Raw genomic sequence first — 368 nt, 5'->3', positions numbered from 1 at the left:
GAACCTAATGCACCCATACTGTTAATAAGAGCCATCGCTCCTCCAGCCACATTTCGTGGTAAAATTTCTGGTATAATCGCAAAGAACGGACCGTATGGAGCATACATTGCACCACCGGCAATCACTAACAAGGTAAAGGAAAGCCAGAAATGATTTGCTCCAATTGCATAAGAGACATAAAAGGCAACCGCTCCAATTAATAGGAATGGCCAAACAAAGGCGCCACGATTTAAGGTTTTGTCAGAGAAATACGATGAAACCAGCATTAAAATAACCGCTAAACCATAAGGTACAGACGACAACCAGCCAGTGCTGACAATATTCATATTAGGTGCCGCTTTAATAATGGTTGGAAGCCACATTACAAA

1 protein-coding gene is annotated in these 368 nt (G+C 41.8%); it reads right to left on the bottom strand.

Going from position 1 to position 368, the window contains the following annotated elements:
* The coding region (locus CN514_RS24555) for an MFS transporter (protein WP_141529524.1) at positions 1-368 on the bottom strand (368 nt) is incomplete at both ends.

This window comes from Bacillus sp. AFS001701 (genome assembly GCF_002559405.1).
In the GTDB taxonomy this organism is placed as follows: Bacteria; Bacillota; Bacilli; order Bacillales; family Bacillaceae_G; genus Gottfriedia.
This window is presented reverse-complemented; position numbering and strand designations above follow the sequence as displayed.